Origin of the sequence: Lutimaribacter saemankumensis (genome assembly GCF_900100005.1) — a bacterium.
In the GTDB taxonomy this organism is placed as follows: Bacteria; Pseudomonadota; Alphaproteobacteria; order Rhodobacterales; family Rhodobacteraceae; genus Lutimaribacter; species Lutimaribacter saemankumensis.
Genome location: NZ_FNEB01000001.1, coordinates 67,754 through 89,879, shown reverse-complemented (window position 1 = coordinate 89,879; position 22,126 = coordinate 67,754). Strand labels below are relative to the sequence as shown.

The following is a 22,126-nucleotide window of genomic DNA, read 5'->3' as shown; positions in this document are numbered from 1 at the left end:
TCAGCCTTTCTTTTCTTGCAGGGGCGGCAGGCCGTGCCGGTGGACAAGCGCCTGCACCTCGCGCGTGACGATCCCGCGCAGTGCGTCGATCAGTTCGGGGATGAAGTTGCCGACCGATGTGTTGGTGATCCACGCGTTCTGCATCGTGGAAATGAGGTAATCCACCGGAACTCCGTCTTGCGGATCGACGCCAAGGCGGCGTGCGAAGATGTTGCAGAACTCCTGGCCGTAGACCTCTGGATCAAAGGCGGCCTGGGTCAGAATCAGCTCTTGGCGGGGCACTTCGTAGGTTTCGTTCTCTTCGATGGAACACGCCCGGAAGATCGCGAGGTTCAGCTCGTTCATCAGGGCCGGATCGGTATTCAGCCCATCCGCCGTGCGGAAGTTGAACGCATAGTTGATGACCGTGAGGTCCGGCCCGAGCGCCTCGAAAAGCGCGGCAAGATCGGGGTCGTGGTCAAGCTGTTCCTTCAGCACTTCCTCGCTCAGCCCGACGATCCGTTCCTCGATCAGCGCAAGTTCCTCGCGCTGTTCGACGGCCGTCTTGCCCGCGGCTTCGGCGGGGATGCGTTTGAACGGCACTATGACGAACGGATCGTCCGCCCGCGCCATCGTGACCAGCGCCGCATAAAACCGTTTGGCGTTGTGCACACAGCGCCCCAGCAGCTTGCCATATCCGCTTTTGTCCGGCGGAATGCACAGGTGCGACAGGTACACGGCCGTGGTCGACGCGCCGGGGCTGGAGCCGGCCAGCGCGCAGGCCCCCATCGTCATGGCCGAGCCGCCGTGATAGACGACATCGGCGACGACGGTGATCAGACCGGGCATCGCCCCGTTGCGGTAACAGAGCGCCCCTGCCGGATACGGAATGAACCCCGCCTTGTGCGGATCGACTGTGATGCTGTCGGCCCTGGGCAAGGCGGCGAACTGATGCTCGACATAGTCGCTGAGCCGCGATTGCGGGCTGTCGGCCCCAAGAAACTTGGGCGGCTTGACCATCGACCGGAAATACCCGCCCCAGGCCGCGTCGGCATGGATCACGAAATCCAGGCCCATCTCGCGGTATTCGTCGCGGATGTCGGCAATCTCGCCGATCGGGTCCACCGCACTTTCACGGGTCGAACCGATGACAGCCACGACCATGACCACCGGGCGCTTTTCGGAAAGGCAATTATCCAGCACATGGCGCAGCGCCACCATGTCCATCCGACCATCGAGGTCAACGGCAACGGGCAGCATGTGCCGGATGCCAAGGCCGGATATCCCGGCCCCCCGCGGCCAGGAATAATGGGCCGTTGCCGGAACGATCATCGCGGGCGCAGGCGTTTCGGGCAGCATCGTGCGATAGAAATCGAGCAAGCCCATCTGCTGGACCGAAAAGCGGTCGAGCGCGGCCTTGACCGCCTGTTCGGGGATGCCGCAGGTCCGGGTGAACCTTTGCGGCAGATCCAGCGCGTCATCGACGGGGATGTTCAGCAGATCCCAATCCGAAAGCGACGCCATGCGCTCCCGGCGCCCGTCGGCGGTGCGCAGCGTGATGTTCGCGGCATCGGCGAATGCCGGATCGACCCGCAGCGCATGGGCAAGGGCCACGGCCTGAAAACGCAGGTTGCGCGCGGCCCACACCGCCTCGACATTGGCGATCGTGCCGCCCACGGTGATGTGGCCCCAGGGCTTTGTCGCGCCCGTCACATCATAGCCCAGCATATCGCAAAGCTGCTGACCCACGGCGTATTCCAGGGCCGTCGTCACAGGCGAGCCTTCGGCGGCGGCCTGGTTCTGGTTGTGCAACATGCCCGCGATGTAACCGGCGACGCCAGGCAATGTGACATCCCAATACATGTGCGACTGGTTGCGATAGCTGGCGACCGGGATCGACCCCTTGAGCTTGTCGTTCAGCCCGCGCAGGTTTTGCAGCAGCAGGTCTTTCGTCCTGGCGAACTCTTCGCTGTCGTAATCGTCCTCGTAGAGAAAATCGGGATCGTCCCGGGCATAGGCGCGGCGGTTGCTGACATGACCGTCGATCACCTCGGAAAGGAGCGCCCGAAGAAGCGCCTCGTTTTCCGCGTGCCCACCCAGAAACCAGGCATCGGGGGACAGGGGCCGCGTTGTCGGTTGGTCGAACCGGTCCTGAACGTCCTTGACGATGGCACCGAGGCGGGCTTCGAGCCGGGAATGACTTTTCACAATAACACCTTTCAAGCGAAAAATACGCAGGCAAGTTAACCTTACGTTAACATGATCGCAGCTGTCTACGTGCGACGTTTGCGCGATTGCTTGACTGCGCACACAACCAGCCGTTTAATGCCGCGCGTGACATTCCAGATACCTGACGCCTCGACCAGTATCCTGCTGTCCGCGATGACCCCCGCGGACCACCGGGACAGGTTCGCGCAGGCCCGGACAAAAACGTTCAGTGCCGGACAATCCATTTTCGTCGAAGGCGAACCCGGGCTTGACGTCATCCTGATCACCGAAGGCCGTGCCGAGGTGTCGGTCATGTCGGCCTCGGGGCGGAAATCGGTGATCGCCCAGATGGGCCCGGGCGAGGTGCTGGGCGAGATCGCCGCGCTGGATGGCGGGCCGCGGCCGGCCTCGGTGGTGGCGGTCGGCGACGTGTCGGGGCTGGTGCTGTCCCGCGCGAACATCATGAGCTTTGTCGCGGAACGCCCCGATATTGCGCGCGCCGTGATCGCCGAACTCTGCCGGAAAGTGCGCAACGCGTCCGAAATGTTCGTGACACGCTCGGTCGTGGAAGGTGGTCCGAGACTGGCCATGGCGCTGCTGCGCCTTTTCGACAAGTGGGGCGCACCGGATGGCGACGCGCTGGTGCTGACGCAGCGGTTCTCGCAATCCGAGATTGGGGAATTCAGCGGTCTGGCGCGCGAGAATGTCAACCGCTACGTCAAGACATGGACTGATCAGGGCATTCTCGGCCAGGGCGACGGCGCGCTCGTCCTGCTGGATCGCGCGCGCCTTGCACGGATCGCCGACGGCTAGGCCGCGCGCACCCTGCCCCGCCTGACCAGTCCAAGCCCCGCGATGGCCGCAAAGAGTAGCGGCAGCGATGCCGGCAACGGAATCGTGCCGCCGACGACATTTCCGGTCACAGTGAATTTCAGTGTCGCGCCGGAAACGGGACGGGTCGAAGACCATGGCACGAAATTCGGATCGATGCTGCTCAGCACGCTGTATCCGCTTTCCGCCGCGATCACATTGCCCGTGATCGTGGGGGCCGTCGTTCCCTGCCACCCGCCGTTGCCCGTGGTCATGGTCAGGATCAACGTATAGGTGTCGGGCACAAGTGTCAGGCCGGACAGCGCCGATTGCGCCCCGGACCAGCCAGAGTAGCTTGCACTGGCAACCTGCTGGAAGATCGTGGCCGTCGGGCTCATGCGGCCCGATATCAGCCACAGTTCGCCCTCGCAGGAAAAGCATGTGAGATCGACGGCAAACCCCACGTTCTCGATGGTCTGGGCGACTTCGAATGTTTGCGCCGCGCCCTTGTCGGGGGCTCCGCTGCCAATCGGTGCGGTGCTGCTTCGGTCTCCGTCCACCTGGAACAGCGTCGAGGCCTGGCCAGGCCCGGCCGCGAACGCAAGCCCCATGATCAATGGCTTTAGTCGCATGGCAATGTCCGATCGATGAATATGCATTTGAATTATCCTTTCACGCTAGAGTCGTGGTTGCGTTCTGTCAATTCGCTTACCGGAAGGGTTGATTTCTCGCCAAGCTTCAGGCTGGCCAGAACCTTTTGCCAGAAGAGGCCGTTCTGGAACGACAGGATCGACAGGCTGACCAGTTGCAGCGGCTGGAGTTCACCGTTGTCGAGCGTGCCGATCAGCGGCAACAGCAACAGCGGTGCGACGACCAGTGGGCACAGAAGCGCGAACATGTCGAAATCGCGCTCGGCATCGAAGACATAGCGCGCCACGATCCCCAGGCTGATCGAGATCAGCATCGCCGCCACGGCAACCATCACCGGAAAGCCCTGTTCGGCTGCGCCGAACACCGCCCTGTCCGGTGCGGGTTCGGGTATCCACAGCCAGACCACCACCGCCAGCGCCCCCAGCAGAAGCAGGGCGCCGATGCTTCGTGCGCCATTGCGGTGCTTGAGATACGCGGCGGCCTCGAAAAAGGCCGCCGACGCAAGGGCGATCAGCATCGCGCTATGCAGGTTCATTTGTCTTCTCCCTATCCGCGGGGACCGGTGCGGGCGGTTCGACCGCACGGGTATCGGCAAGCCACAGCCCGTTGTCCCAGCGGGCCTGCGCCGCGTGGAAATCGCGCACACCGTTCCACACCACGGGCTTGGTCGTGGGGTTGTTGACCGCCTGCATGCCGTTGGCGATCTGCGCCACGGATTTCAGGATCGGATCGCGGGCCAGCGCCACGATCAATTCGATGATCAGGCCCAGCGTGTTGCCGATGATGCCGCTCTTGTTCAGCTTGTGGCGGACCACCGGCTTGCCGGGCTTGAACGACATCGAACCGGTCTTGGGGTCGTGGTGGAACGGCAGTTTCATATCGACCGTCAGATCCAGCCGCGTGCTGAGCGGCAGGTCGGCATGAGCCACCGCATGCACGGCCAGCGCGCCCTTGACCGGCTTTATGCTGACCTGCCGCAGAACCGGGGCGACATCGAACAGCGCGACCTTCTTGTGGCCCAGCCCAATCGCCTTGGTCGAGACGACGGCATCGCCCTTGATCGCGAAACTCGTGCGCGGCCGGAACGAAGATTGCAGGATCGGCAACAGCGCCCGCAAAATGAAAAGCCGCTGCGACACCGCGAAATATGCCGGTGCCGCCGGTGTGATCAGCTCCGGGTCGATGCGGATCGGCCCATCGGGCCGCTTGGCATCCAGCGAGCCGAGTATGGCCAGGTAGTGCCGCCCGTCGCCGGGATCGACAAAGCCCCAGTCATTGCCCGGACAGGCCAGCCCGGCGGCCTGGGCGGTGCTGCGCGCATCGACCGACGCGAAAACGAAACTGGCATCGGCTGCGTGTTTCGACAGGCAGGCGGTCAGCGCCTCCTTGACCATGTCGAGGTCGAACCGCGCCAGCCGTCCCGAGGGGTCGTCGATTTCGACGATCTTGATCGGCTCGGCGCTGCCTTCGCCTTCGCCTAAGGACGTGTCGAAAGCCAGGTTCCGGGTGTCGGGCGTGTCGCCGCCGATAAGGCCAAGCTTCATCTGGGCGGTCAGAACGATACCGGATATGTCGGTCTCGCCCTCGCCCCTTGCGCGGATCACGCCGCCGGCGATCGGCATCTTGACCGATACCAGCCGCAGCGACCCGCCCGGCGCAAGTGCCCATGCACCGAATGAGCCGCTGATTTCCAGGTCGTCTTCGGTGTAGGAAAACGTTCGGATCGTGCGGTCCCCGGCCTTTGCAAGCGCCTGGTTCACAAGGTCGACCGAAACGATCGAGCAGGTATCCCATCCATCGAGGTTCATTGGTCTTTCCTTTCCTTCATGATGTCTGCAAATTCGTTCTGGAACGCGCCATGGAAGAGCGGCCCGGCATCGGGTGCAGCCCCCAGAAGACCGGTGTCGGCCTTGATGAAGCGGCCACCGATCTGCAGCCCGTTGTTCAGCGCGGCGAATGTCGGATCGAACGTGCGCCCGGTGGACCAGCGCACGGCACCGGTGGCATTGGCCATCAGCAGATCGATCGGGGGCGCATCGCCCTCCTTCGTCATCTCGATCAGCTTGATCGAGATGGTCCCGGCCAATGAGCCAAGGACAATTCCGAGCACCACGTAATAGGCGACGCTGGCGGTACCGAAGGATACGAAGGTGATCACAAGCCCGCCGATCACGCCGAGGATGGTCAGGATCGTGTCGATGATCGTCACTTCCTTGGTCTTTTCGGTGCTTTCGACGGTCTTGATCGGACGGGTTTCGACAAAGCCGATCGTCTTGGCCCCGTCCGAACGCGTCGTCAGCCCGAACGCATATGCGGCCGTGGCGCTGCACACCGAAAATATCCCCGGCGACACCTCGGTCTTGGTCAGGCTTTTCAGTTCCATCTCGGTGTCGCGCAGCGACACGTCGAGCTGGTGAATGACCGGATCGTATGACTTGCCGTCATGTTCGACCCGCTGTGCCTTGACCGGTTTGGCAAGGTGCAGTCCGGTGTCCTTTTCCTTGTAGCGGATATCCTTGTCCGCCAGCCCCTTGAACGCTTTGGGAAGGGATTTGCCCACCATGTTGCGCAGAAAGCGGGACCGCGAGATTACGACACCGGCATCGCAGCCTTCGGGGATCAGTCCGGGATCGGCCTGATGAACCAGGCCCTTGGGACTACGCCCCTCGGTCTGGCACAGGATCGCGAGAACGCTGGCGTCCGGGTCTGTGCCGCTTGCGCCGAACGCATAGGACACATCCGTCGGCTTGAGCCAGGCAAAGGCCTCGCCCTCGGTTTCCTCGCTCATGCGTTCGCTGACATTCACCGCAGCGAAGACATGGGTGAAATTGTCGAGATTGTCGTTCATCCAGGTCTCGATCCCGCTGAGCAACGTGCTTTTCAGCCGCAACCCCAGGTCATCGAGGCCGGTATGCCCGACCAGCGTGGCCGCACGCTGCGATCCGTCCGCCCCCAAAAGCAAGGGGCTGGGGCGCTTGGCAATGACGAGCAGCTTTTCCACGATGCCGTCCTGCGGTGCGTTCCGTCCCGACGGGATCAACTCCATGCGGACCTGGATCTCGATCACGATCTGATCGAGCGTGGCCCGCCTGTCGCCGCGTTCTACGGTGACGTCACGCATCGGTATTTCCAGGTTGATCAACGGGCCGTCCCCACCCGGCGATACGCGCCAGCTGTCGAAATCGCCCTGGACATGACTGTTTTCGTCGGGACTAATTTCCATTCGGCCGGGCGATGTGCCCGCGTTGCGGATCGCATCGTTGATCTCGGTGATACGGACGCAATTGACCGCGTCCCATCCACCCGTGTCGGCCCGGTACTGCGTTGCCGTGGCCAGGGTTATCGGAAAATCCTTCATGGCCTTCACTCCTGTTCGAAATTCGGGGTGCCGGTGATGTGGAATCCACCGTTGAAGGCGACATCCTCGACCGACAGCCCGGCACCATCCGGCCAGACGATCGGGGCCATCACCTGTTGGGCAAAGTCCTGCATGTCGGGCTTGATGTTTTCGGGATCTTCCTCGCGGTCGTTTTCCCACTTGTCCTTGATAAGCCCGACCGCGATGCCGCCGGCGCCGACGGCGACGGAAAACGCCAGCCCGACCACCGGACGCGCAAGAAACCCCTGCAGGGTGTTGACGACAGTACCCAGGCGTTGCGAGCCCAAGATCGCCCGCGCGCCTTCGGTGGTGTCGGCCACGGCCTCGACGCCGCGCACGACCTGGATGCCTTTGAAAAGCGTGCCGACGACAGCGGCGATGTCGGCCACCAGAAGTGCGATGTCGATGGCCTTGCCGAAGCCGGACTTTTCCAGCGCCGCACGGTAGGACACGATCGGTTCACCGTCTTCGGCCTCGTAGGGGGCCAACCCGAACTGCCGGGTGGCGGGGTCGAACTCGGCCTGGGTCTGGATCGTGTAGTAGTGATGCGCCTCGTAGAGGTAATCGATCATCTTGTAGTAGGGGTGGTGCAGACCGTTGATGTTCACCACCAGACGGGTATCGAGCAGCGTGATGCTGAAGCTTCGCTTCGGGATGCGGGCGGTCACGCTGTCGGGATTGTTCTCGGACTGCTGAACGGTGAAATCGTTCAGCACCAGTTCCTGCTTGTTGTTAATCGCATCGCTTTCGATGATGAAGTTGTCATCGAAGAACTGCATGTCATCGGGATCGCGCCCGAACATCGCGGCGATCCCCGGCTTGATCATGTGCTTCAGAAAAACCGGCTTGTTCAGCAGGAAACCCGCGCGCCGGTCCCCGATGATCGCGGGGCTGACCATGTGATGATCCGGCGGCGCGTTGCCTTCGATCATGCACAAAACGGCAAAGGTGCCGCCGCCGCCCGCACCGTTGTCGATCACGCCATAGGACGTGTCGGTCGGCGCAATCCAGGAAAAGTCGCCGGACTTGCTTTCCAGCCGGCTGTTGAGGTTCACGGTCGCAAAGGTGTGGTCGAATGCGGCCTGCGTGCTGGCCTCGCTGAAATAGCTGGCCATCAGAATGCGGCAATCGCTGACCAGCTGCGGATCGCTTTCCGAGCCGGGCCAGCCGAAATCCGTGACGACGACACCGTAATCCCCTGCATTGGCCAGCAGGTCGGCAGGTTTGCGGGTGCGGAAAGATACGGGCGTGCCACCGCCGATCCCCGAACCTTCTGCACCTACGTCGGTGTGCAGATCCATCTGGATCGTGCACCACGCATCGGTGTGGGATTTGTCGGCCTCGCCGGTCATCTGGAAAGTGAATTGGCCGATGGACAGGCGCATTTCCAGGATGTGCCCCGACCCGCCTACAAGCTCCCATGCGGTGAAAGTTCCGAAGATGCGCGCCGTATCGGGGCCCGAGCTTTGTTGATGGTCGAACGTGTCAGGGAACCGGCCCTGCGCAAGGATGCCGGCATTGACCGCATCGAAATCCAGCGCGAAGACGGTGTCCCAGTTGTTGGTCGTGGCGATCTGTTCAGACAGCGCGCCGGTAAAAGTCTGTTTATCAAGCATCTGTTTGTCCTTCCTTTCCGAAACAACCCGCCACGCCCGGCCGTCCTGATCGCAGGTGAATGACCGCAAGGGCCGTGGGGACGCCGATTGCCCGACGCAGGACAAGTCTGGCCGGCGCACCGCCTGCCGCGCTGTGTCGCGCGTCACATGGGAAAGGAAAAAACTGCCGCGGGCGGTCATGCCCGCCCTGCCCGCGCACGCGCCATCGCCCGTGCCGGCAAAGAAAAAGGGCGCTGGCGGTCACGCTTTGCGCGACACCCCAGCGCCCCTGTTCAGGCCACCGAAAGGCGGCGTTCGGGCCTTAGCCGTAGACCAGTCTCGGCAACCAAGTGATGATCTGCGGGAAGAGCATACAAAGCACCAGCCCGGTGATCTGCAACGCCAGGAACGGCAGTGCGGACTTGAAGATATCCGTCATCGGGATGTCGTCCGGCGCCACGCCGCGCAGGTAGAACAGCGCATAGCCGAAAGGCGGCGACAGGAACGACATCTGCATGTTCACGAGGTAGAGAACCCCGAACCACAGAACCAGATCTTCGGGGCTGTCGAGCCCGAAGGCCGCCGCCCCCAACGCCTTGATGATCGGAACGAAGATCGGCACGCAGAGCAGCAGGATGCCCACCCAGTCCAGGAACATGCCCAGGATCACCAGCAGAATCTGCATCAGGATCAGGATGCCCCAGGGGCCAAGCCCCGTTGCCGCCAGCGCATCCTGCACGAATTGCTGACCACCCTCGAGAACGTAGAGCCCGACAAAGATCGTCGCACCGAACATGATCCAGATCACCATCGCGCTGGCCTTGAGCGTGGTTGTGCAGGCCTCGCGCACGGTGGGCCAGTCCAGCTTGCGGTGGATGGCGGCCACGATGAAGGCCCCGAAGGTGCCGATGCCCGCCGCCTCGACCGGGGTGGCCACGCCGGAAAAGATGATGCCCAGCACCACCACGACCAGCGTGATCGGCGCGGCCATCTTGCTGATCAGGCGCAGCTTTTCGGCGCTGCTGACGCGCTCTTCGACCGGAATGGCCGGCCCCAGCGCGGGGTTGATGTAGGACCGGATCACCACATAGGCGATGTACATGCCCGACAGAAGAAGGCCGGGAATGACCGCGCCGATGAACAGCTCACCCACCGACTGTTCGGCCACCACCGCGTAGATGATCGCAAGGATCGACGGCGGGATCAGGATGCCCAACGTGCCGCCAGCCATGATCGAGCCCATTGCGATCTTGGGGTCGTATTGCCGCTTGAGCATTGCGGGCAGCGCGATGATGCCCATCGTCACCACCGCCGCGCCGATCACGCCGACCATCGCGGCAAGGATCGTCGATGCGATGATCGTCGCCGCCGCCAGCCCGCCTTTCAGCCCGCCCATGACCTTGTAGATCACGTCGAACATGTCGTTGATGATACCGGCCCTTTCCAGCATCGCCGCCATGAAGATGAATAGCGGGATCGCCGATAGCTGATAGTTGGTCATCAGCGGGAAAATCCGGCTGGGCACGATGTTCAGCGCCTGCGCGTCGCCCAGGATGAACAGGAAGACGCAGGCCAGACCGCCGGTGACAAAGGCAAGCGGAAGCCCCGCCATGAGCAAGGCCAGCAGCGAGCCGAACATGATGAGTGTCAGCCACTCGATTCCGATTTCGATACCCATGCCTCAGTTCCCCCGCGCGATTTCACGGATGTCTTTCGACAGTTTCGATATGCCCTGCAGAACCAGCAGGACGCCGCCCATGACCATCACCCATTTCATCGGCCAAAGCGGAACTTCCCATTCGTTGAAGCTGATTTCGCCCCAGCGGATGTTCGGATCGGTCCACTGGTTCATACCGAAGCCGGCGATCATCTCGCCAAAGCCGATCTGGCCGCGCGCCCAGTCGGATAGGACCGAGTTGCCGGACGGAACGGCGATTGCGTCCATGGCGAAAATCCAGGACGTCACCAGCAGGGTGCCCGCGAAGATAAAGAAGAAGATCGAGGTCAGAAGATCGACCCACGCCTTGTTCTTGCGTGTCAGCGGCGAATAGAAAATGTCGACGCGCACATGGCTTTCGGTCAGCATCGCATAGGCGCCCGCGATCAGGTACTGCATCCCGAACATCAGGTACATCGCCTCATGCGCCCAGTTCGTCGGGCTGCCGAAGACATAGCGCGCGATCACCTCGTAATAGTAGACAAAGACCGCGATCACCGCCCAGTAGGCCACGAATTCACCGCAGAACAGCGACAAGCGATCGATCCAGTTCTCGGCGTATTCGCTGTCGTGTTTCGGGCCTTCATCGGCTTCGGCGGCCCTCAGGGCGCGCTCGGCCTCGGTGATTTCCTCTTTTGCAGGCAACGCGGCGTTCGCCTTTTTCACAAGGCCAGGCAAAAGAACGAGGTCCAGCAGGACAAGCGCAAGGATCAGGTAGAACGCATAGCCGGCCGCGTTGTCCCAGAAGGCGCGTGTCTGTGCTGCCTCATCACGCAGCGGTCCGATATCGGTCACGGTCTGGCGCGCTTCGTTCAGGCGCTCTTCGCCTTTGGAGATCGTGTCCTGCGCACGCTGCAGGCGGCGCTCGGCGCCCCGTTTCGCGAAACTGCCCTCTTCGGCCTCGTCAAAGGCTTGTTGAAGCTCGGTCAGCCCGGCGCGTGCTTCGGCGACGCGGGTTTCTTCGCGTTCGAGCGTCCGTTCGGCCACGCGTATCTGGTTGGCGTAGTCCGAAAGGATGGTCCGGGCGTCGTGGGTCTGGCTGTTGGCGAACAGCACGAAAAGGAAGATCGGGATGAAGGCCAGCCCCCACATGCTTTTCAGGTAAAAGCGATGCAGGCCGATGATCCCGCCAGTGACGGCGATCATGTAGGCCAGCGGCAGGGTATAGCGTTTTTCCTCGGGCTGTGGACGGCGCGAAAGCACCATCGCGACGATCGGAAAGACAATCAGTCCGACCCAGTACAGCCAGTGCGGCAGCGTAAAGCTGAGACCCGGCATTGCGGTCCTCGTTCATTGGGGTTTGAAGAAAGCCGCCCGGCGCATGGGCGCCGGGCGGGATGCGTGTCAGGCGCCAGTCAACTCAGAGTTTGAGTTCCAGGCCCTGCGTGAGCGCCGGATCCACGTAGCCCAAAGAACCGGACATCATGTAGTCGAGCTGGATCTTGAACACGCGCGCAGCCTGCGGGTCGCGGTTTGCGTAATCGAACCAGATCGGCACGGCGACCTCGGTCATCAGTTCCACATCGTCCTGGGTAAGACGCGTGACCTCGGTGCCATCGGCTTCGAACTTGGTCCAGGCTTCCTGGTCGGCGGCCTGAATGGCAGCATGGTGCATGTCGGAATAGACGTGAGTTTCCATCTCGACGAACTGCTGCATCTGGGGGCTGAGCGCGTCCCACGCGGCCTTGCCCACGGTGATGTCCATGATGTCGACCGGCTGGTACAGCGACATGAAACCCGGAGGGCCCATGACGATGTAATCGGTCACCTGGCTGAAGCCGAGCGCATAGTTCACCGCCGGACCCACGTAGTCGGCCACGTCGATCGTGCCCTTTTCCAGCGCCGGGAAGATTTCCGAGCCGGGCAGAACCGTGGTTTCTGCACCGATGGCGGTGAAGACTTCGGCCACCATGCCGCCGGGAAGGCGCATCTTGCGGCCTGCGAAGTCGTCGATCGACCGGATCGGCACTTTCGAGTGGATGATGTTCGGGCCGTGATGCACCGGGCCGACGAAATGCAGACCCTGCGCCGCGTAAAGTTCGCGCGCGATGTCGATACCGCCGAGACCATAGTAGAACACGTCGAATTCATGCGGGTTACGCAGACCCAGCGGGATCGAGGTAAGGAACGTCGCCGCCGGAATGATGCCCTGGGCGTAAATGGTGAACGGGTTCACCGCCTCCAGAACGCCGTTTTTCACCGCGTCGTAAAGTTGGAAATCGCCCACGACGTCGTTTGCACCGAACGGTTGGAACGCCAACTCACCACCGGTTTTTTCGACGATGGTGGCACACCAGTCCTTGAATATCTGAAGGCCGGCGCCGCCGGGCCAGCTGGTCTGGATTTTCCAGGTCGTGGTCTGACCTTGTGCCGTCGCAAGGCTGGGCGCCGCAAGGGTTGCAGCACCTGCACCGGCAAAGGCACGCAACGCGCCACGGCGCGTGGTGATCTTATTGCTCATGATTTTCCTCCCAAGTTTGACGATAAATCCCGGAATCCTGAGAGCCGGGCACACCGTCCGCTGCAAGGCTAACGCGATTTGCCGGAATTGGTAAGAAAATTTTGCCGATCCCGGCATTTTTGTTTACGCAGTCAATCATGCCGCGCTGACCGCCGAAGGCATAACCCCTCTGAAACCGTTTGTTTTTTGATTATTCGCAGCGTCCGATCAGGTCGTTCTGCCCTGTCGGCGAGGTCCGGCAAGGCGTCCCAACCTTCCAACTTGGTCAGATCGGCTTACCACCTTCCTGGGCATCGAACAGCCGGGGCGTAAAACGACCGCGATGCCGGCACAAGAATTGTCCCCGGATCAGCGGGTAGTCCACAAAATGAACGGTCTTTGTCGACATTCTGACATGATCGTCGCTATGCTCCATTCACAAGGACGAAGAACTGGGGACTTCCCGGCTGAGGATGGGCAAGGTGATGAAGGAATACACTGAATTTTTCCGCATTTCAGCGACTTCGGCAGGCCGGCATTTGACGGCCTTTTTTGTTGCACTCTTCCTGATCGCGCCGCAAGGCGCGTCGGCAGCCGATGCCTATTTGCAGGCAGGGATGGCGATGCCTGCCCCAAGCGGGGCGCAAAAGATCTGCCAGACCTATGCCTGGGCCTGTGCCAAACAAAGCACCCGCAGGCTGGGATCCGAGGCCGAGATGGCCATCGTCCGAGATGTCAATCGGCGTGTGAACACCACCACGCCCGCATTGTCCGACGAAAAGCAATACAGCCGATCCGAGCTTTGGTCGTTGCCGACAAGGGCCGGCGGCGATTGCGAGGATTTCGCCCTGCTGAAAAAGCGTGAACTCGTGCGGCTTGGCGTTGATCCGCGCCGGCTGCTCTTGGCGACGGTGCTCGATCGTCGGCGCGTTCCCCATGCCGTTCTGGTCTACCGCTCGCCCAAGGGCGATCTTCTTCTGGACAACCTGACCGACAAGGTCGTGGGCTGGCGCTCGTCCGGCTATGTCTTTCTCAGGATGCAGAACCCTGACCGCCCCGATCAATGGGTCGGCGGCTTCCGCGCATAAAAAAGCCGGTGGTCGGAACCACCGGCTTTCGCATCATTTGGACCATGCCCCGGCAACGGGGTCGCGTCAGGCCGCCTTGCGCTTGCGGCGTGACAGGTAACCAACCGCACCCACCGCACCGAGCAACAGCGGCAAAGATGCAGGAACCGGGACGACAGCAGGAGTGATCCGCGCATAGACATCTGCGCGGGCCGGATCCACATCGTGCCATTGGCCGCCCTGCCAGGCCTCGTAGACGGTGAACTCGTTTGCGAAAGTGCTTCCGCCATCCGTGGACAAGCCAAGAATCTCGAGCATGTAACGCTGCCCGCCGACGGTGAAGTATTTCGCAGACGGTGCCTGCTTTGCCACCAGCGTATCGGCATCGTCCGGCACGGACACACCGTTATTCGTGGTCGTCAGCACGTCAAAGGCATACTCGAACGACAGAAGACCGCCAAACGACGGATCGGAAAGGCCGACATCGATCGTAAGGCTCGCCCCTTCGAAATCGTGGCTTGTGGCATAGCTTGTGCCGTTCTCGTATTCGAGTGTTCCAAGCGAAAAGATATCGCCAGCAGAGCTCGACCAGCCCGATCCGTACGAGAACTTCATGTAGTTGCTGTCGGGCGCGGTCTGGTTGACATACTCGGCGATCGCCGTCGTGGTTTCGGGGACGGTGGATACCCACTCGACACCCCAGGTAACGGTCGCGCTGTCACTTGCGGTGGATGTGGCGTAGCCAAAGGTGCCATCGACCGATGTCCAGGCACCCTGAGCAGAGCCGGTAAATGTCGCGGCGTTGGATGCAACCGCCGTGGACACCAGGAATGCGCAGGTCAGAATGGACGTTTTCATAATTCAACTCCTGTCGTCGTCCCCGGTTTCCCCGACATGGGGTTGGGTGCCGGGGCGACACCCTTGGTCGGCCTTTTGCGGATACGCGCCCCGCAAAAGGCCGGATAATTCTAGTTTGTAATCCCGGCACCAGGGCCGCCCGATCCGGGGCCGCCAGGACCGCCGTCACCGGGACCGCCTTCACCGGGGCCACCATCGCCGGGACCACCATCGCCAGGGCCACCATCACCGGGGCCACCATCGCCGGGGCCACCGTCACCGGGGCCACCATCGCCAGGGCCGCCATCACCGGGGCCACCTTCACCAGGGCCGCCATCGCCGGGACCATCGTCACCGGGTCCATCGTCACCGGGGCCATTCCCGCCGGGACCACCATCTCCGGGACCGCCTTCACCGGCCACGCCATCGGCGTAACCGTACCCTCCGACGGCCCCACCGCCTGTAGCTGCAGCAGATGTCGAGAATGTCGTCACTTCGGTCAGTGCCACTGTAAGCCCAGAGCACGACTGCTGTGTTTCCTCCAGAATCCGCCCGAAATCCGCACGTTTCTGGATTTGTGCAATAAAGCCGATGGACAGACGGTCACATTCGCACAGCTCTTCGGTCGAAGACGCGAACACTGCCGTCCAGGCTGTGCAGCGCTTGGCCAGAGCTGGCGAAGAAAGAACCGGAACCACCGCCAGTGAGCACACTGCCACCGAGAGGATGTTTTTCGATCTTGCAATCATTTTTTGGCCTTTCCGTCTGCACGGTTAGGCCCCCACCACGATGCTGAACGTGGGACATTTCTCACCGCTTTCCAAACACAAAGTTGCCGCATTTGGTGGAAACTGGGGCAAAATGATGGCAAGTGTGGCGATTTTGGGAGGTCGCATGCACAATATATTGATTTTTCCGCAGACGCGGCGCCAAATATAGACATTGCGTTAACAAAGTATGAACAGATTGCACAGCTTCTGGAAACGGCCCAAACATCGCCAATCACGACTGATTGAACTGACTGATGCGAATGCCGCAACAGAGGGTGCCGGCGCCCGTTGAATGACGCCCCCTCAACCGCGGAAATGCCCGTGCCGATCATGCGAAAGAAGGCCGGGGCGCCCTGCCCCGGCCAGAAGCTTCAGAACGATTTCGTCAGTGACAGTTTGACCGTTCGTCCCGGGGCCTTGCGGCTGGATGAGGACAGATGCCCGACATAGTCCTGGTCGAACAGGTTCTCGATGCCCAAACGCACTTCGCTGCCATCCAGCCAGCCTTGCCCGGGACGCCAGCTGGCGCGCAGGTTGTGGATCGTGCTGTCGGGCAGAGCATCCCCCAGCGCATCGCGCCTGTCGGCGGCATGAACGACCTCCCAGCTCAGATCGAAGTCGTCGCCCCATTTTTTGCCCAGCGTCATCTGAATGCGGTCTGCGGCGCTGTTGCGCCAAACCACCGTGCTGCCATCGGGGTTGAATTCGGTTCCGTTCCCGACATGGCCGGCCAGATCGACATAGACGCCGCTTGCCATGCCATATGACGCCTCAAGCTCGAACCCGTGTGACTCGACCTTGTCCAGATCCGTCGCCGTCGACCCCGACACCGTGTAGCTGGTGATGTCCCACAGCCGCGTCCGATACGCGTTGCCCCGGATGGTAAGGTTGTCCCCCGGCGCGAACACGTCCATCCCGGTGTATTCGACGCCGATTTCGAATGTGTGGGATTTTTCGGACATGCCCAGCCGGGCCTGCGACACCGCGCTTGCGCTCAGGTCGTCGATGATGGGCAGACCTTCGGTGTAGGCGGCGCTGCCGAATACCGACAGACCGTTGCCGAAATCGTACGCCAGGGAAACCCCGCCCATTAGGGCATCAGACGCATAGCTGTCGGGCACACCAGCCAGGGGCACCGCGCTTTGCAAGTCCGAGCTTTCATATCTGATGGCCGGCGTCAGCGTGACAGGCCCCATGGCCATCTCGTTGACCACGAAAGCGGCAAAGCGGCGGTCCTGCCCGCCCGGTGCGCTCGGCGCATCGAGGCGCACCCTGCGCATGAATTCCACCCCTGCCAGCATGTCATGACCGATCCCGCCAGTGGTAAAGACCGCGCGGTTCGATACGGTAAGCTTGGTGGTTTCGTACCGGTTGTCCGCGCAAATCACCCCGAAGAACGGATTGGCGCAAAACACCGTGACCGGCGCGCCCATCTGGAACGGCGAGCTTCCGTCGATATAGGTCGTATCGATGGACTGGTCGGCATAGGACAGGGTGGCGCGCAGGTCGATCAGGTCGCTTGCCGGGTTGTAACCGTATTCCAACGTTGTCTGGCGGGTGTCGGTCACCCGGTCGACACGGCCAAAGCTGCCTGCTGTCGTTTCGAACTGGTCATAGGGGACATCCCTGTCGTCCGCGACCGTGCGCGAATGTCCAAAGCTCAGCGTATGCGCGTTGTCCTGCCCGAAGGTGAACCGCCCCTTGGCAAGATAGGATGGCGTGCGAAAAGCGCTGTTGCCGATGATCGTTCCATCCCCCGCCGCAAGATCCCCCTGATCCCTGAGCGAATAGTTCAACAGGAACTCGGCCCCGTCTGCCGGCATCCATGCAAGGTTTGTCGAAGTGACCCAGGCATTGCCGTTCGACCCGTATTCAAACGTCTGGGAACCGCCGAAACCGGGAAGGCCGCCGGTGAAATCCGACGCATTCCTGGTTTCCAGTTTCACGACACCGCCGACGATGCCCGACCCGTATGCAAAGCTGCCGATGGTGCCGCGCAGAACCTCGACCTCGCGGTAAAGCAGCGGGTCGGTGAACAGTTGCGTGCCGATCCGGTACAGCTCTTCCGAGCCGACGCTGGCACCATCGACCTGAACCGCGATCTTCTGATCCGAGCCATAGGTGGTGTTCGCGCCGAAGCCGCGGATATTTATCCCGGACCCTTGCGGCGTCGTTCCGTTGACCAGCGTCACACCGGGAACGGAGTCGATCAGCTGGGCCACCGTGCTGGCTTGCCGATCCTCGATCTCTTCGGCCTCGACCACGGTGCGCGGCAGGGCCGTGCCAAAGCTGAGGTCGCGTTTGCCACCGGTCAGGACCAGCGTGCCGAGATAGCCCGGGTCATCGAAAGATGGTGAGTCCTGCGCTGCCGCCGGCATCGCCAGTGACAGGCAGATCAGCGCGGTCGTCCCGCGTAGTGTCGTTTTCAGCATGAGCGCCTTCCTATGTGTCCAATGCCGGGGCTTGCGACAGGCTGGCGCGGCTATTTGCTTAACATGCGATGTTTTTGATCGCAGCGGGTTGCAGGGGTATTATAAACTTACTAAAACAGTCAAGTTAAATAACGCAGCCACGCTCCTGACATGGGGGACGCAGCCACCGAACCGCAGATTCAACGCACAGGTGGCACATGTCTGACCTATCTCATCCCGGCCCGGAACGGATTCGCGCGGCCGCACAGGACCATCCGAAGCTTCGCGCCCGCGATCTGGCCGACAAGATCGGCATATCCGAGGCGCAACTGGTCGCAGCTCAAGTCGGGCGCGGCGCCACACGTATCGTGGCCCATCCCGACCGGTTGATTCCGGCCGCCGAAAGGCTTGGCGAAGTCATGGCATTGACGCGCGTCGATGCCTGCGTGCACGAAAAGGTCGGGGTTTATGGCAACTATCACCCCGGCGAACACGCCGCGATGACGCTGACCGACGAGATCGACCTGAGACTCTTTCCGGCGCATTGGGTCCATGCATTTGCCGTCGAATCCGAAACCGGCCACGGCCTGCGGCGGTCGCTGCAGGTATTCGACGCGGCGGGCGATGCGGTTCATAAGATCCACCTGCGGGACACATCCGACCACACCGCCTGGGCGCAGGCGGTGGCGGATCTGGCCCTGGACGACCAGAGCGACAGGCAGGACGTTGCGCCGCGCATCGCGACAGAGCCCGCAAGATCGCGGCCCGAAAAAGCGGAACAGCTGCGCGATGCGTGGATGAAGCTTACCGACACCCACCAGTTCCTGCGGCTGTGTTCCAGGCTGAAAATGAACAGGCTTGGCGCCTACCGGATCGCCGGCGCGCCTTTCGTGCGCCAGCTGGCCCCGACCGAGGCAGACACGATGCTGCAAAAGGTGCGCGATGCGGAAATCGAGGTCATGATTTTCGTCGGCAATCGCGGCTGCATCCAGATCCATAGCGGCCCTGTTCGTGACCTTGTCCCGATGGGGCCATGGCAGAACGTGATGGACCCGCGGTTCAACCTGCATCTGCGGCGCGACAAGGTGGCCGAACTCTGGGCTGTCGAAAAGCCCACCCAGCGGGGGCCGGCAGTGTCGGTCGAGGCTTTCGATGCCGAGGGTGGCCTGATCTTTCAGGTCTTTGGCGTCGGCAAGGAAGGCCGCGACTCGCGCCCGGAATGGGGGCGTATCGTGGACAGCCTGGACAGCGTGATGGAGGTCGCCGAATGAAACGTCCTTCGACACCCCGGAACGGGTTTTCCCTGTTTGCCCAGTTGTGGCTGGCCGCCCTTCTGGCTGTGACGACTTATGCCGCGCAGGCCAGTTCTTCGCCCCGTATCGGCAGCGAGACCGCCGATGTCCTGTCTCTGGGCGGCGCGGTCACCGAGATCGTCGTGGCGCTGGACCAGGGGCACCGCCTGCTTGGGCGCGACAGCACGTCGAGCTATCCGCCCAGCGTGCGGGATCTGCCGGATGTCGGCTATGTGCGCGCGCTGTCCCCCGAAGGCGTGCTGTCGGTCGGGCCGGCGCTGATCCTGTCGGAGGAAGGTGCCGGCCCGCCTGAGGCGATCGAGGTCATCCGCGCGGCGGATGTCGATTTCGTCACCGTACCGGACGGCGCGACGGTCGAGGGCATTCTGCGCAAGATCGCAGTGGTGGGCGATGCTCTGGGGGTGCCACAAAGGGCTGCGGACCTTGCACGCGAGGTCGAGCATGATCTGCGCCGCGCAACCGCCGACGCGGACCGCCCCGAGACGGAAAAGAAACGTGTCATGTTCGTGATCTCGACCGAGGGCGGCAAGATCAACGCCAGCGGCACGGGAACGGCGGCGGATGCGCTGATCCGCCTGTCAGGCGGCATCAACGCGGTCACCGGATACCAGGGATACAAGCAGATCACGGACGAGGCCGTTGGCCTGGACGCCCCGGACGTGATCCTGATGATGGACCGGGACGGGGATCACGCAATCGCCGATGATACCCTGTTTTCCATGCCCTCGATCAAACTGACGCCGGCGGCGCAATCGCGCGCGGTGATCCGCATGGACGGTTTGCTGATGCTGGGTTTCGGCCCACGCACCGCCGAGGCCATCGAACGGCTGAACGCGGCACTCTATGGCGATGGGGCCTGACATATGGCGATGCTGAGCGACACACACGCGCGACCGCGGGACAGGTTGTCATGCGCCCGCCTGTTGCATCCGGTTCTGGCCGCGGTTCTGGTGGTGGCCTGCGTTGCAAGCCTCGAGGTCGGGGCGACGGATGTGACCCTGTCGTCCGTTCTGGGCAAGCTTGCCCAAGGGAAACTGCCGGACGGGATCGAGCGGGTCGTTCTGTTCGATATCCGCCTGCCCCGCCTGGTTCTGGGCGTTCTGGTCGGCGCGGCGCTCGCGGTGTCCGGCGCAGCGATGCAGGGGCTGTTCCGCAACCCGCTGGCCGATCCCGGCATTGTCGGTGTCGGTGCGGGTGCGGGCCTTGGGGCGATACTGGCGATCGTATTGGGCGGGGTCTTGCCGGCATCGCTGACCGCGCTGACGGGCAACCACCTCGTCCCGTTCGCGGCGTTCCTTGGCGGCTGGGGATCGACGATCTTGCTTTACCGCGTTGCGACGCGGCATGGGCGCACATCCGTCGCGACGATGCTGCTTGCGGGGATCGCCCTCGGCGCACTGGCTGGTGCGCTGTCGGGCGTCCTTGTCTACATCGCCGACGACCGGCAATTGCGCGATCTGACATTCTGGGGCCTGGGATCGCTTGCAGGGGCAAGCTGGGCCAAGGTCGTGGCCGCCGGACCGATGATCGTTATCGCCGTCGGCGTGGCGGCGACGCTGGGCCGCGGACTGAACGGGCTGGCCCTTGGCGAGGCGACAGCCGCCCATATCGGCATCGACGTGCAAAGGATGAAAGCGCTGGCCATCCTGGCGGTCGCTGCGGCAACCGGCGCTGCGGTCGCGGTTTCGGGTGGGATCGGGTTCATCGGGATCGTCGTCCCGCATCTGCTGCGGCTGGCATCGGGGCCGGACCATCGTGCGCTTTTGGTGAACGCCGCCTTGTTGGGGGCCACCCTGCTGGTGCTGGCCGATCTCTTGGCGCGTGTCGTCATCGCACCTGCCGAATTGCCCATCGGCATCGTGACCGCCGTTCTTGGCGCGCCGGTGTTCCTGTGGATTCTCTTGAAACGCCGGGGGCTGGTGGAGCTATGACCCTTATCGCCGAAGACATACGCGTGGTTCACGGCCGCCATGAGGCCCTGAGCGGCGTCAGCCTGCATGCCGCAGCAGGTGAGGTCACCGCGATCGTGGGCCCGAACGGGTCGGGCAAGTCGACCCTGCTGGGCGCCATGACGGCGTCCCTGCCCTATCGTGGCCGGGTGATCCTGAACGGCAGCGACATCGCCACGGCAAAAGCATGGGAGTTGGCCGCGCAACGCGCAGTGCTGCCGCAGACATCACGGCTGGCCTTTCCGTTCTCGGTGATCGAGGTCGTGCGCCTTGGCCTGCAGGCCGGCACCGCAGGCGACCGGCCCGACGTGCCGATCAGGGCGCTTGAACGTGTCGGCCTGGCGCACCATGCCGACCGGCGGTTTCAGGAATTGTCCGGCGGCGAGGCGCAGCGGGTGATGCTGGCCCGTGTGCTGGCGCAGGTCTGGGAACCGGTCGAAGACGGGCAGCCGCGCTGGCTGCTGCTGGACGAGCCTGTCTCGAGCCTCGATATCGCGCATCAGTTGCAAGTCATGGACATCGCGCGGAGCTTTGCGCGGACGGGCGGTGGCGTGATTGCCGTCATGCACGACCTGAACCTGACCGCGCTCTATGCGGACCGTTTGGCGGTTTTGTCGAAAGGCCAATGCCTGTCCTTCGGACGCACGGCCGACGTTCTGACCGACAAGATACTTTCGCGCGCCTATGGCTGCTCGTTGCGTGTCTCCACACCTCCCCCGGCCGGCGATCCGTATATCCTGCCGCATGCGGCATCGCCCTGACGGCAGCGCAAACCCCCAAGGAAACGGCGATGCAGGACCAACCGAAACCAAGCCAGACTTCAGGCGCTGATGGCACAGCGCGGTATGACGCGCGCGATCTGGTCGTCAACGGCATCAAGGCCGAGATCGTTCTGGACGGCCAGACCTACACGTTGCGAATAACCCGAGCGGGCAAGCTGATCCTGACGAAATGAAATGATCCCCCTGTATTCCGACTCTTTCAATAAGGTATTGAACCG

At 62.5% G+C, this 22,126-nt stretch carries 19 protein-coding genes; 7 read left to right on the top strand and 12 right to left on the bottom strand.

What is annotated here, in order from left to right; genetic code table 11:
- A complete protein-coding gene (locus BLT50_RS00425) occupies positions 1-2,187 on the bottom strand; it encodes a pyridoxal phosphate-dependent decarboxylase family protein (RefSeq protein WP_090025345.1) in 2,187 nt (728 codons plus the stop codon).
- A gap of 117 nt (positions 2,188-2,304) precedes the next feature.
- Between BLT50_RS00425 and BLT50_RS00420 the strand changes: the two genes are divergently transcribed.
- A complete protein-coding gene (locus BLT50_RS00420; protein WP_175491356.1) occupies positions 2,305-3,000 on the top strand; it encodes a Crp/Fnr family transcriptional regulator in 696 nt (231 codons plus the stop codon).
- On the opposite strand, the gene BLT50_RS00415 is transcribed toward BLT50_RS00420, so the two are convergent.
- The 8 genes from BLT50_RS00415 to dctP all read right to left on the bottom strand — a co-directional run bounded on the left by BLT50_RS00415 (position 2,997) and on the right by dctP (position 12,800).
- Positions 2,997-3,656, bottom strand: a complete 660-nt coding sequence (locus BLT50_RS00415) for a VPLPA-CTERM sorting domain-containing protein (protein WP_139170447.1) — start codon at positions 3,654-3,656, stop codon at positions 2,997-2,999. The genes BLT50_RS00420 and BLT50_RS00415 overlap by 4 nt on opposite strands.
- A gap of 5 nt (positions 3,657-3,661) precedes the next feature.
- Entirely contained in the window at positions 3,662-4,183 is a 522-nt protein-coding gene (locus BLT50_RS00410; RefSeq protein WP_139170446.1) for a hypothetical protein, read from the bottom strand.
- Positions 4,170-5,456, bottom strand: coding sequence for a TULIP family P47-like protein (locus BLT50_RS00405; RefSeq protein ID WP_090025335.1), 1,287 nt, complete (start codon positions 5,454-5,456; stop codon positions 4,170-4,172). Before BLT50_RS00405 ends, BLT50_RS00410 begins: the two co-directional genes overlap by 14 nt.
- Positions 5,453-7,006, bottom strand: coding sequence for a TULIP family P47-like protein (locus tag BLT50_RS00400; RefSeq protein ID WP_090025332.1), 1,554 nt, complete (start codon positions 7,004-7,006; stop codon positions 5,453-5,455). Before BLT50_RS00400 ends, BLT50_RS00405 begins: the two co-directional genes overlap by 4 nt.
- A 5-nt stretch (positions 7,007-7,011) precedes the next feature.
- On the bottom strand, positions 7,012-8,643 hold the full coding sequence (locus tag BLT50_RS00395) for a TULIP family P47-like protein (RefSeq protein WP_175491355.1): 1,632 nt from the start codon (positions 8,641-8,643) through the stop codon (positions 7,012-7,014).
- 301 nt (positions 8,644-8,944) lie between these two features.
- Positions 8,945-10,300, bottom strand: a complete 1,356-nt coding sequence (locus tag BLT50_RS00390) for a TRAP transporter large permease (protein ID WP_090025327.1) — start codon at positions 10,298-10,300, stop codon at positions 8,945-8,947.
- Between the two features lie 3 nt (positions 10,301-10,303).
- Positions 10,304-11,617: a TRAP transporter small permease subunit gene (locus BLT50_RS00385; protein ID WP_090025325.1), complete on the bottom strand. Its 1,314-nt coding sequence runs from the start codon at positions 11,615-11,617 to the stop codon at positions 10,304-10,306.
- An 82-nt stretch (positions 11,618-11,699) separates the two neighbouring features.
- Positions 11,700-12,800 (bottom strand): TRAP transporter substrate-binding protein DctP, encoded by a 1,101-nt coding sequence (gene dctP, locus BLT50_RS00380; protein ID WP_090025323.1) that lies wholly within the window; start codon positions 12,798-12,800, stop codon positions 11,700-11,702.
- Between the two features lie 518 nt (positions 12,801-13,318).
- Here dctP and BLT50_RS00375 point away from each other — a divergent pair.
- Positions 13,319-13,867 carry a transglutaminase-like cysteine peptidase gene (locus BLT50_RS00375; protein ID WP_245723241.1) on the top strand — a complete coding sequence of 183 codons (549 nt, stop codon included), beginning with the start codon at positions 13,319-13,321 and terminating at the stop codon, positions 13,865-13,867.
- Positions 13,868-13,933: 66 nt separating this feature from the next.
- Here the strand turns inward: BLT50_RS00375 and BLT50_RS00370 are convergent, their stop codons facing one another.
- The 3 genes from BLT50_RS00370 to BLT50_RS00365 all read right to left on the bottom strand — a co-directional run bounded on the left by BLT50_RS00370 (position 13,934) and on the right by BLT50_RS00365 (position 17,885).
- Positions 13,934-14,704, bottom strand: a complete 771-nt coding sequence (locus tag BLT50_RS00370; RefSeq protein ID WP_090025320.1) for a choice-of-anchor K domain-containing protein — start codon at positions 14,702-14,704, stop codon at positions 13,934-13,936.
- Between the two features lie 110 nt (positions 14,705-14,814).
- On the bottom strand, positions 14,815-15,402 hold the full coding sequence (locus tag BLT50_RS18920) for a hypothetical protein (protein WP_139170445.1): 588 nt from the start codon (positions 15,400-15,402) through the stop codon (positions 14,815-14,817).
- 422 nt (positions 15,403-15,824) lie between these two features.
- On the bottom strand, positions 15,825-17,885 hold the full coding sequence (locus BLT50_RS00365) for a TonB-dependent receptor domain-containing protein (protein ID WP_090025318.1): 2,061 nt from the start codon (positions 17,883-17,885) through the stop codon (positions 15,825-15,827).
- 197 nt (positions 17,886-18,082) lie between these two features.
- Between BLT50_RS00365 and BLT50_RS00360 the strand changes: the two genes are divergently transcribed.
- The 5 genes from BLT50_RS00360 to hemP are packed head-to-tail and all read left to right on the top strand — an operon-like array spanning position 18,083 to position 22,081.
- Positions 18,083-19,135: a hemin-degrading factor gene (locus BLT50_RS00360; RefSeq protein WP_090025315.1), complete on the top strand. Its 1,053-nt coding sequence runs from the start codon at positions 18,083-18,085 to the stop codon at positions 19,133-19,135.
- Positions 19,132-20,037: a heme/hemin ABC transporter substrate-binding protein gene (locus BLT50_RS00355; RefSeq protein ID WP_090025312.1), complete on the top strand. Its 906-nt coding sequence runs from the start codon at positions 19,132-19,134 to the stop codon at positions 20,035-20,037. Before BLT50_RS00360 ends, BLT50_RS00355 begins: the two co-directional genes overlap by 4 nt.
- A 3-nt stretch (positions 20,038-20,040) precedes the next feature.
- Complete coding sequence (locus BLT50_RS00350; protein ID WP_090025310.1) at positions 20,041-21,108, top strand: FecCD family ABC transporter permease; 1,068 nt, start codon at positions 20,041-20,043, stop codon at positions 21,106-21,108.
- Complete coding sequence (locus BLT50_RS00345) at positions 21,105-21,887, top strand: heme ABC transporter ATP-binding protein (protein ID WP_090025308.1); 783 nt, start codon at positions 21,105-21,107, stop codon at positions 21,885-21,887. Before BLT50_RS00350 ends, BLT50_RS00345 begins: the two co-directional genes overlap by 4 nt.
- A 29-nt stretch (positions 21,888-21,916) precedes the next feature.
- Complete coding sequence (gene hemP / locus BLT50_RS00340) at positions 21,917-22,081, top strand: hemin uptake protein HemP (protein ID WP_090025305.1); 165 nt, start codon at positions 21,917-21,919, stop codon at positions 22,079-22,081.
- Positions 22,082-22,126: the final 45 nt, after the last annotated feature.